At 68.9% G+C, this 10,323-nt stretch carries 10 protein-coding genes; 7 read left to right on the top strand and 3 right to left on the bottom strand.

Translation table 11 applies throughout. The features are described 5' to 3' along the window. The first annotated feature begins 19 nt into the window (after positions 1-19). Entirely contained in the window at positions 20-637 is a 618-nt protein-coding gene (locus tag V6M42_RS04295; protein ID WP_332677387.1) for a hypothetical protein, read from the top strand. After that, on the top strand, positions 630-1,265 hold the full coding sequence (locus V6M42_RS04290) for a squalene/phytoene synthase family protein (RefSeq protein ID WP_332677386.1): 636 nt from the start codon (positions 630-632) through the stop codon (positions 1,263-1,265). Before V6M42_RS04295 ends, V6M42_RS04290 begins: the two co-directional genes overlap by 8 nt. Here V6M42_RS04290 and V6M42_RS04285 read toward each other — a convergent pair. After that, on the bottom strand, positions 1,227-1,817 hold the full coding sequence (locus V6M42_RS04285; RefSeq protein WP_332677383.1) for a DUF1353 domain-containing protein: 591 nt from the start codon (positions 1,815-1,817) through the stop codon (positions 1,227-1,229). The genes V6M42_RS04290 and V6M42_RS04285 overlap by 39 nt on opposite strands. 143 nt (positions 1,818-1,960) lie before the next feature. Between V6M42_RS04285 and V6M42_RS04280 the strand changes: the two genes are divergently transcribed. Together V6M42_RS04280 and V6M42_RS04275 are read left to right on the top strand one after the other, a co-directional pair. Continuing rightward, positions 1,961-2,464 carry a nuclear transport factor 2 family protein gene (locus tag V6M42_RS04280; RefSeq protein WP_332658944.1) on the top strand — a complete coding sequence of 168 codons (504 nt, stop codon included), beginning with the start codon at positions 1,961-1,963 and terminating at the stop codon, positions 2,462-2,464. Positions 2,465-2,554: 90 nt separating this feature from the next. Next, on the top strand, positions 2,555-3,094 hold the full coding sequence (locus tag V6M42_RS04275) for a cytochrome b (RefSeq protein WP_332658945.1): 540 nt from the start codon (positions 2,555-2,557) through the stop codon (positions 3,092-3,094). A 16-nt stretch (positions 3,095-3,110) separates the two neighbouring features. On the opposite strand, the gene trmFO is transcribed toward V6M42_RS04275, so the two are convergent. After that, positions 3,111-4,511: a methylenetetrahydrofolate--tRNA-(uracil(54)-C(5))-methyltransferase (FADH(2)-oxidizing) TrmFO gene (gene trmFO / locus V6M42_RS04270; RefSeq protein ID WP_332677380.1), complete on the bottom strand. Its 1,401-nt coding sequence runs from the start codon at positions 4,509-4,511 to the stop codon at positions 3,111-3,113. A 60-nt stretch (positions 4,512-4,571) separates the two neighbouring features. Here trmFO and V6M42_RS04265 point away from each other — a divergent pair, with 60 nt between their 5' ends. The 3 genes from V6M42_RS04265 to V6M42_RS04255 all read left to right on the top strand — a co-directional run bounded on the left by V6M42_RS04265 (position 4,572) and on the right by V6M42_RS04255 (position 7,537). Continuing rightward, complete coding sequence (locus V6M42_RS04265) at positions 4,572-5,522, top strand: hypothetical protein (RefSeq protein WP_332677379.1); 951 nt, start codon at positions 4,572-4,574, stop codon at positions 5,520-5,522. A 30-nt stretch (positions 5,523-5,552) separates the two neighbouring features. Next, on the top strand, positions 5,553-6,482 hold the full coding sequence (locus V6M42_RS04260) for a hypothetical protein (RefSeq protein WP_332677378.1): 930 nt from the start codon (positions 5,553-5,555) through the stop codon (positions 6,480-6,482). Positions 6,483-6,598: 116 nt separating this feature from the next. Beyond that, positions 6,599-7,537 carry a CPBP family intramembrane glutamic endopeptidase gene (locus tag V6M42_RS04255; RefSeq protein WP_332677376.1) on the top strand — a complete coding sequence of 313 codons (939 nt, stop codon included), beginning with the start codon at positions 6,599-6,601 and terminating at the stop codon, positions 7,535-7,537. 2 nt (positions 7,538-7,539) lie between these two features. Here V6M42_RS04255 and uvrA read toward each other — a convergent pair. Further along, on the bottom strand, positions 7,540-10,323 hold a 2,784-nt coding region (gene uvrA / locus V6M42_RS04250), incomplete at its 5' end, for an excinuclease ABC subunit UvrA (RefSeq protein WP_332677373.1).

The following is a 10,323-nucleotide window of genomic DNA, read 5'->3' as shown; positions in this document are numbered from 1 at the left end:
GCCTTGGGAGGGGCTGACCATGGGCAAGCTGCTGTCGAATTTCCGCACCACGATCCTGCTGAGCACGGTGCTGGCGGGCGTGATGATTCTCGCCTTCGGACAGGTGTCCGGCGGCTTCGGCGAGGCCTTCTGGCAGGCGACCTTCCGCTGGCTGCACGTCCTCGCCGGCATCCTCTGGATCGGGCTGCTGTACTATTTCAACTTCGTCCAGATCCGCGTCATGCCGAACATCCCGGCCGAGCTGAAGCCCGCGATCGGCAAGCATATCGCGCCCGAGGCCCTGTTCTGGTTCCGCTGGTCGGCGCTGGCGACCGTGCTGGCGGGACTGGGCGTCATGTTCATGCGCGGCCACGCCTACGCCGCCGAGGTGCTGACCTTCGGCCTGGCGCAGGGGCTGACCGAGGACCAGAAGGGCTTCACCCTGATGGGGATCGGCGTCTGGCTGGCCATCATCATGTTCCTCAACGTCTGGGGCATTATCTGGCCGAACCAGAAGCGCGCCCTGGGCATCGTCCCGGCCGAGGATGACGTGAAGGCGAAGTCCGCCCGGATGGCCATGCTGGCCAGCCGCACCAACCTGCTGCTGTCGCTGCCGATGCTGACGTCGATGGCGATGTACCAGACGCTGTTTGGCTGATCCCGCCCACAGTCTCGACGACCAGGTCCGCGCCGCCGATCCCGACCGGTGGCTGTCCAGCCGCTTCGTGGCCGATGAACGGCTGCGCGCGGACCTGATCGCCCTCTACGCCTTCGAGGCCGAACTGCTGGCCATTCCCACGCGCGTGACCCAGCCGCTGCTGGCCGAGATGCGCTACGTCTGGTGGCGCGAGCAGATGGACGGCGTCTTCGCGGGCGTCCCGCGCAAGGGCCACCCGGTGCTGGAGGCCCTGACCGACATCGTCGCGCGGCACGGCCTGGACCGCGCGCCGTTCGACGCCCTGATCGAGGCCCACATCGGCCGGGTCCATGGCGAGCCGCACGATCTTGACGCCTTCTACGTCGGGCCGATGCAGGCGGCCGCGCGCCTGCTGGGCGCCGCCGCGCTGGACGACGTCGTTCCGGCGGCGCGGGTCTGGGGCCTGACGCAGACCGGACGGTTCGAGGAAGCCCGCGCGGCCCTGCCCGAGGCGGCCCGGGCGGCGCGGACGCTTCCCGTCGCGGCGTTTCCCGCCGTGCTGCCGGCGACCCTGGCCCGGAATCCGGAAGCGGGGCCGGCCGGGAAGCGGCTACAGCTGTTGTGGGCTGCAGTTCGCGGGCGACTGTGACTTCACCCGCTCGATGACCGCCGGGTCGCCCTGGCCGAAGAAGGCCGTACGCTCCGCGGGCGGGAGCAGGTATTTGCCGGTGCGCCAGTCCATGAACTGGGTCGGCCATGTCGCCTCGGCGCGGTCGTAGCCCCCGGCGCCGAAGGTGGTGACGGCCCTGTGCATGACGTTGCGGCGGACCACGCCCACGCCCAGTTCGTCCAGGGCCTCGCGGAAGATGTCGTCGGCCTCGCCGCGCTTGCCGGGCTCGCCGACCGAATAGAGCCAGTCGTGAATGACGGCGGCGATGGCGTGCCGTCCGAACGGCGAGATCAGCCAGCGCCCGACCCGGGGAATGGAGGCGAAGTCGGTGACATAGGAGGCCGGCACCCAGATGGTCCGTCCGGTCGGGCTGTGCTCATAGGCGAAGGGCTGCATGACCACGACCGTGGTGCGTCCGTCCCGCTCGCGGTCCTTGTCGTGATTGATGGCGCAGACGAGCGGCCGGTCGACCCGGACAACGGCCTGAAGGTCCGTCGGGGCGGGCCCGGCGGCGGTTGCGGCGAATGACATCGGGACGGCGCTGAACGGCATGGGGGCCATTCTACACCCGGACGCCGACCCGGGGCGAAGTCAGGGAAAACCATCATCGACCCGCCTCCGGAAAGGGCCCACCTTCGACGGATCGCCGATCGGTTGAAATCGTGGGGGTCGTTATGTCGATGCGGACCATCCTGCTGGCGGCCCTGGTCCTGACCGGAGCCCCGGCCTGTGCGGCGGGGCAGGCCGCGCCGCCGCCCGCCGCCGCTCCTGCGCGGGAGATCGCCAACCGGGCCGTGGTCGAAGAGCTCTACAGGGCCTTCGCCGCGAACGACGCGCCGGCCATCGCCCGGGTGCTGGACGAGAATGTGGTGTGGATCGAGGCCGAGGGCGGCCCCTATGCGGACCGCAATCCCTACCGGGGACTGGGCGCGGTGTTCGACGGGGTGTTCGGGCGGATCGGGGTCCACTTCCGGGATTTCCGCATCACGCCCGAGACCTTCCTGCCCAGCGGAAACCGGGTGGTGGTTCTGGGACGCTACGCCGGCACGGAGATCGTGACGCGCGAACGGCTGGACGCCCAGTTCGCCCATGTGTTCACGGTGACGAACGGCAAGGTGACGGCTTTCGAGCAGTACACCGACACCGCCCAGTGGGTGGATGCGGTGACGCCGGACTGAGGCGCCCGGCCGTCCGGCCGCGGTTGCGCCAGCGCAACGACATCCATCGCCGGACCGCGCAGCCTCGGGCGTCTCCCTGAGGAGAGGACCATGAGCACTGCTCCCTCCACGGCGTACCCGCCCGCCTACAGCCGGCTGTCGATCGGTCTGCACTGGCTGATGCTGGTGCTGCTGGCGGCCGCCTACGCCGCCATTCTGATGCGCGAAGGCTATCCCCGCGGCAGCGATATCCGGGCGGCTTTCAAGGCCTGGCATTTCAGTCTCGGCCTGGTCGTCTTCGCCCTGGTCTGGGTGCGTCTTCTGGCGCGGTCGTTCAGCCGACGGGCCGCGCCGACGAACTGGGCCGACCGCATCGCCGGCGCCATGCATCTGGCGCTCTACGGCTTCATGATCGCCATGCCCGTGCTCGGCTGGGTCCTGCTCAGCGCCGAGGGCGATCCGGTGCGGATGTTCGGGCTGCCGCTGCCGCCCCTGACCGCGCCGGACGAGGCCCTGGCGGAACGCACGGAGGCGCTCCACGAGACCCTGGGGACCGTCGGCTACTGGCTGATCGGCATCCATGCGGCGGCCGCCCTGGCGCACCACTATCTGCTGAGGGACGACACCCTGCGGCGGATGATGGTCCGTTGACCGGGCGCCGGCCGGCCTAGTCCGCGTCCCGCCACGCCTTCAGCGCCTCCATGGCCCGGAGGCTCATCAGCCGCTTCTTCGCCCGGCCGCGTTCCTTCATCGGAATCTTGACCCCGGCCTCGTCGACCTTCGGGGCCTCAAGCGGGGGCAGCAGGCCGTAGTTGATGTTCATCGGCTGGAATTTGGAGATGCCCCCGGGACCGGCCAGGTGGCCGCCGGTGATGTGCTCCACCAGGGCGCCCATGGCGGTGTGGACCGGCGGCGCGTCCAGCGGCCGGCCCAGCCGTTCGGCGGCGGCGAGGCGGCCGGTCAGCAGGCCCATGGCGGCGCTCTCGACATAACCCTCGACGCCCGTGACCTGGCCGGCGAAGCGCAGCCGCGGCATGGATTTCAGACGCAGCTGGCGGTCCAGCAGCTTCGGGCTGTTCAGGAAGGTGTTGCGGTGCAGACCGCCGAGGCGGGCGAACTGGGCGTCTTGCAGGCCGGGGATCATGCGGAAGACCTCGGCCTGGGCCCCGTGCTTCAGCTTGGTCTGGAAGCCGACCATGTTGAACAGGGTGCCCAGCGCATTGTCCTGACGCAGCTGGACGATGGCGTAGGCCTTGACCTGGGGGTCGCGCGGATTGGTCAGGCCGACGGGCTTCATCGGGCCGTGGCGCAGGGTCTCGCGGCCGCGTTCGGCCATGACCTCGATGGGCAGGCAGCCGTCGAAATAGGGGACGTTCTCCCAGTCCTTGAACTCGGCCTTGGGCCCGTCCAGCAGGGCGTCGATGAAGGCCTCGTACCGGGCCTTGTCCATCGGGCAGTTGACGTAGGCGGCGGCGTCGCCGCCGGGGCCTTCCTTGTCGTAGCGCGACTGGCGCCAGGCGATGTCGAAGTCGATCGAGTCGGCGTGGACGATGGGGGCGATGGCGTCGAAGAAGCTGAGGCTCTCCTCGCCGGTCGTCTCGAGGATGGCGGCGGCCAGGGCGGGGGAGGTCAGGGGGCCGGTGGCGACGATGACGTTGTCCCACTCTTCCGGCGGCAGGCCGGCGATCTCCTCGCGCACGATGGTGATCAGGGGATGGGCTTCCAGCTTCGCGGTCACGGCCTGCGAGAAGCCGTCGCGGTCGACGGCCAGGGCGCCGCCGGCGGGCACCTGGTGGGCGTCGCCGCAGGCCATGATGATGGAATCCAGCGCCCGCATCTCGGCGTGCAGCAGGCCCACGGCGTTGTATTCCCAGTCGTCCGAGCGGAACGAGTTGGAACAGACCAGCTCGGCCAGGCCGTCGGTCTGGTGGGCGTCGGTCTTCACTCCCGGCACGCCGCGCATCTCGTGCAGGATCACGGGGACGCCGGCCCGGGCGATCTGCCAGGCGGCTTCCGAGCCGGCGAGTCCGCCGCCGACGACGTGGATAGGCTTCAGGGGGTCCGTCATGGGCGGCTTCTAGCGGGAGCGGCCGTCCTGGGCTAGATTGTCAGAGGGCAGGGGGACGATATGGCGCGATTTTCAATTGGCACGGCGATCAATGACGCGTTCGGCGTGATCGCTCGACGACCGCTGTCGGTGTTCGTCTGGGGCCTGATCCTGATCGCGCCGTCGGCGGCGACGTTCGGCGTCATGCTGCCGATGATGGGCGACATGTTCGGCGCCATGGCTGCGGAGACGGCCGACGACGGCGTGCGTGACGCCGCCTTCGCCCAGATGATGCAGTTCCAGGCCGTGACCGGGCTTCTGAACATCGTCCAGATGCTGCTGATGGTGGTTGTCTACACGGCCATCATGCGGACCGTCCTGCGCCCCCGCGAAAGCAGCTTCTTCTCGTTGCGGATCGGCATGGACGAGCTGAGGGTCGCGGTCGTCGGCCTGGCGCTGATCGTGGGTCTGTACGCCGCGATGATGGTGATGGTGCTCGTCGGCGGCGCGGTCGGCTTCGCAACCTGGGGCGCGGGTTCGCCCGTCAACTGGCTGATCGTCGTCGGCGTGGTCGTCATCTGCCTGCTGGCGACCTTCCTGGGCATCGCGCGGGTCAGCCTGATCCTGCCGGCCAGCGTGCTGTATCGCACCTTCGCCTTCGCCGAAGGATGGCGGCTGGGCCGCGGCCAGACCGGTCCGCTGTTCGGCATGATGCTGTTGCTGGTCCTTCTGTTCATCCTGATCGAAGCCGTCGTGATCGGACTCGGCCTGGCCATCGCCGCCGCAGCGGGGCTGTCGGAGGGCGTCGACTGGTCTGCGTTCCACCCGGACAGCGTGGACGCCAATCCGTTCGCGGGCCTGGACGCCGTGTTCGCGGCCCACTGGCCTTGGTTTGCAATCGGGGCCGTGGTGGTGGCGATGGTCTATGGCCTGCTGGTGACGCTGCACGTCGTCCCCTACGCCTCGGCGTGCCGGCAACTGGCTGAAAGCGGAACGCCGTCCCCCGTGGACGAGCCCGCCTCGGTCGCCTAATCCACAGCAGGTCAGGGACAGGAGAGCACCATGGCGTTTTCGGCCACCGACGCAGCCTTCGAAGGCTTCCGCCTCGTGCGGCGCAACCCGCTGGCGCTCGTCGCCTGGACGCTGCTCTACGCCGTCCTGACCCTGACCGCCCTGTTCTCGCTGTCCACCATGGTGGGCTCGCTGGAGGCCTGGACCGTGCAGGTGGAAGCGATGGAATCCGTCGACCAGCCCAGCCTCGAACAGGTCATGGCGCTGATGAGCGGGTTCGGCGCGATCATGGCGCAGGTGGCCTGGCTGCTGCCGGTCAGCCTGGTCGTGGGAGCCATGCTGGGCGCGGCGGTGGCGCGCGGCGTCCTCAACCCCTCCCGCGACCGTTTCGGCTACCTGCGTCTGGGCATGGACGAGGTGCGGGTGCTGGTGGTGACGTTCGTCCTGGGTCTCATCATGGGCCTCGCCTGCTTTGTCGCCTTCCTGGCTTGGGGCCTGTTGATCGGGGCGGCCAAGGCCGGCGGCGGCGGCGGGGCGGCGGCCATCGCCGGGGTCGTGGGCTTCCTGGCGATCGTCTGCGGCTTCGTCTGGCTGAGCGTCCGGCTCAGCCTCGCGGTGCCGATCACGGTGGCCGAGAAACGCTTCGCTTTCTTTGACTCCTTCAACCTGACCAAGGGGCGATTCTGGCCCCTGCTGGGCATGGCCATCCTGGCCCTCGTGATGGTCCTGGTCGTCCAGCTGCTGTCGTCGATCGTCACCCTGCCGCTGGGTCTGATCTCCGGCCTCGAGAGCTGGTCGATGGGCGCGGACCAGGATTCGGAGGCCGTCCGGGCCGCCCTCGACGTCACCAATCCCTGGGTGATCGCGCACGCCGTCGTCGAGGCGATCGTCTCGGCCCTGACCGTCGGAATTCTGTACGCGCCCTTCGCCGCCGCCTATCAGGACATCACGGGCGGCCGGTCCGGCGCGATCGACCACTGAGCCCGGAGGGCCCGGCGCCGATCGGGCGAAATTCCGGATCCGCGCATCCATAGGGCGCCGCCACGGCCTCCTGTCGCAAGGGAACCCGTCCGCGGGGGCATGAGAAGGAGGGCCCTGTGGCCGGCATTGAACTGTACGCAGAGCGCAAGCGCGCCCATCGGCGGACCTGGACGGCGGCGGCTGTCCTGCTGGGCCTGGTCTTCATGATCGGCGGCCAGGCGGGAGCCCTCCTGCCGGCGATCGCGACGGGCTTCGTGGTCTCGGGCGGCAGCGCCGACGGCTGGCCCCAACTGGCCTATGAGCTGGGCGCAGCCTTCGGCCTGACCACGCTCCTCGTCCTGCTGTGGGCGCGGCTGTTCGAGCGGCGCGGTCCGGCGACCCTGGGGCTGAACGCCCGCGGGCCGATGCGTTTCGCGCGGGGCTATCTGATCGGCCTGGCCTTCATGCTGGCCGTGGTCGGCGCGATCTGGAGCCTCGGGGGCTATGTGGTCGAGGGGGCGGGGGCGTTCGGCTCCGCCGCCGTCGGCGCCAGCCTGCTGCCCATCGGGGTGCTGATGCTGGGCTTCATCATCCAGGGCTCGTCGGAGGAAATCCTGTTTCGCGGATGGCTGATGCAGCTCATAGCCTCGCGGCATGGACTGTGGATCGCCGTGATCGCCAACTCGGCCCTGTTCGCCCTGGCCCACGCCGGCAATATGGAGCCGTCGAACGAGCTCTACAGCGGCCTCGGCAACATCCTGCTGTTCGGCCTGTTCATCAGCCTCTACGCGGTCCGCGAGGGCTCGATCTGGGGCGTGTGCGGATGGCATGCGGCGTGGAACTGGCTGCTGGGCCTGGGCTTCGGGCTGGAGGTGTCCGGCATGGCGGTGGACGCCACGCCCCTGATCACCGATCTGACGACGGCGCCGGACGCGGCCTGGTGGCTGACCGGCGGAGCCTTCGGTCCGGAGGCGAGTCTGGTCACCACGGCGGTGCTGCTGACGGGGATCGCCGGGCTGATGCTGCGGGGGCGGACCCGCGACCAGGGCGTGGAAACGGCCCCGGCCGCGGTCTGAACTCAGGCGCGCTTCTTGATCTCGGCCACCCGCGCCTTGCGGCGGGTCTCGTGGCGGTCGAGGATATCCTTGAGGTATTTGCCGGTCCAGCTGGCGGGATTGGCGGCGACCTGTTCGGGGGTGCCGACCGCGACGATCTCGCCGCCGCCGTCGCCGCCCTCGGGGCCGAAGTCCAGCAGCCAGTCGGCCACCTTGATGACGTCGAGATTGTGCTCGATCACCACGATGGTGTTGCCGTTCTCGACCAGTTCCTGAAGCACCTCGAGAAGCTTCCTCGTGTCCTCGAAATGCAGGCCCGTGGTCGGCTCGTCGAGGATGTAGAGGGTCTTGCCGGTGGCCCGTTTCGACAGCTCTTTCGACAGCTTGACCCGCTGGGCCTCGCCGCCGGAGAGGGTCGTCGCGGACTGGCCGACCTTGACGTAGCCGAGGCCGACGCGGTTCAGGGTCAGCATCTTGTCGCGGATCGAGGGCACGGCCTTGAAGAAGCTGGCCGCCTCTTCAACCGTCATGTCCAGAACGTCGGATATGCTCTTGCCCTTGAAGACGATTTCCAGCGTTTCGCGGTTGTAGCGTTTGCCCTTGCAGACGTCGCAGGTGACGTAGACGTCGGGCAGGAAATGCATCTCGATCTTGATCAGGCCGTCGCCCTGGCAGGCTTCGCAGCGGCCGCCCTTGACGTTGAACGAGAAGCGGCCGGGGCCGTAGCCGCGGGCCTTGGACTCGGGGAGACCGGCGTACCAGTCGCGGATGGGGCCGAAGGCGCCGGTGTAGGTGGCGGGGTTCGAGCGCGGCGTGCGGCCGATGGGCGACTGGTCGATGTCGATGACCTTGTCGAACATCTCCAGCCCCTCGATCCGGTCGAACGAGGCCGGGGCGTCGGAGGCGTTGTGCAGTCGGCGCGCTGCGGCCTTGTACAGGGTCTCGATGGTGAAGGTCGACTTGCCGCCGCCGGACACGCCGGTGACGCAGGTGAACAGGCCGGCGGGGATCTCGCCGGTGACGTTCTTCAGATTGTTGCCGGTCGCGCCGCTGATCTTCAGCATCTTCTTGCGGTCGACGGGACGGCGACCCTCGGGCGGGAGCTCGATCTCGCGCTCGCCGGTCAGGTATTTGGCGGTCAGGGAGTTGGCGTTGGCCATGACCTCGGCCGGCGTGCCCTGGGCGCAGACCTCGCCGCCATGGATGCCGGCGGCCGGACCCATGTCGATGACATAGTCGGCGGTCAGGATCGCCTCCTCGTCATGCTCGACCACGAGGACGGAATTGCCGAGGTCGCGCAGGCCGCGCAGGCTTTCCAGCAGGCGGGAGTTGTCGCGCTGGTGCAGGCCGATGGACGGCTCGTCCAGCACATACAGCACGCCCGTCAGGCCCGAGCCGATCTGCGAGGCCAGACGGATGCGCTGGCTCTCGCCGCCGGACAGGGTGCCCGAGGCGCGCGACAGGCTGAGGTAGTCGAGGCCGACGTTGTTGAGGAAGCGCAGCCGGTCGGTGATCTCCTTCAGGACGCGGCGGCCGATCTCCATCTGCTTGTCGGTCAGTTTGTCGTTCAGGGCCGTGAACCACTCGTGGGCGTGTTTGATCGACAGCCAGGACACCTCGGCGATGTCTGTGGCCGCGACCTTGACGGCCAGGGCCTCGGGCTTGAGGCGCTTGCCGTGGCAGACCTCGCACGGGGTCTCGGACTGGAACCGGCCCAGTTCCTCGCGCACCCATGAGGAATCCGTCTCGCGCCAGCGGCGCTCGAGGTTCGGCAGCACGCCCTCGAAGGCCTTGGAGACCTCGTATTTGCGGGCGTTGTCGTCATAGGTGAATTTGATCTTGTCGCCGCCCGAGCCGCGCAGGATCACGTCCTGGGCCTTCTCCGGCAGGTCGCGCCAGGCCACGTCCATCGAGAAGCCGTAGTGGCGGCTCAGCGACTGCAGCGTCTGGGTGTAGAGGGGCGAGGGACCACGCGACCACGGGGCGACGGCGCCCTTGTGCAGGGTCTTGTCGCGGTCGGGGATGACCAGGTCGGCGTCGAACGCCAGCTTCACGCCCAGGCCGTCGCAGGCCGGGCAGGCGCCGAAGGGGTTGTTGAACGAGAACAGCCGCGGCTCGATCTCGCTGATGGTGAAGCCGGAGACCGGGCAGGCGAATTTCTCGGAGAAGGTCAGCCGGCGCGGCTCCTTCTCGCCCTCGGCGACATTGGCCCATTCGGCCACGGCGATGCCGTCGGCCAGACCCAGCGCCGTCTGCAGACTGTCGGCGTAGCGGCCCTCAAGCCCTTCCTTGGTGACGATCCGGTCCACGACGATGTCGATGTCGTGTTTGAACTTCTTGTCCAGCGTCGGGGCGTCCTCGATGGCGTAGTATTCGCCGTCGATCTTGACGCGCTGGAAGCCGGCGCGCTGCCACTCGGCCATTTCCTTGCGGTATTCGCCCTTGCGGCCGCGCACCACGGGGGCCAGCAGCATCAGCCGCTCGCCGTCGGGCAGGGCGGTCAGCTTGTCGACCATCATGGAGATGGTCTGGCTCTCGATCGGCAGGCCGGTCGCGGGCGAGTAGGGCACGCCGACGCGCGCCCATAGCAGGCGCATGTAGTCGTGGATCTCGGTCACCGTGCCGACGGTCGAGCGCGGGTTCTTCGAGGTGGTCTTCTGCTCGATGGAGATGGCCGGCGACAGGCCCTCGATCAGGTCGACGTCGGGCTTGCCCATCAGCTCAAGGAACTGGCGGGCGTAGGCGCTCAGGCTCTCGACATAGCGGCGCTGGCCCTCGGCGTAGATGGTGTCGAAGGCGAGCGAGCT

The sequence above is a fragment of the Brevundimonas sp. genome (assembly GCF_036677305.1).
Taxonomy (GTDB): Bacteria; Pseudomonadota; Alphaproteobacteria; order Caulobacterales; family Caulobacteraceae; genus Brevundimonas.
Note: the sequence above shows the minus strand (reverse complement) of the source record. Positions and strands in the feature narration are given on the sequence as shown.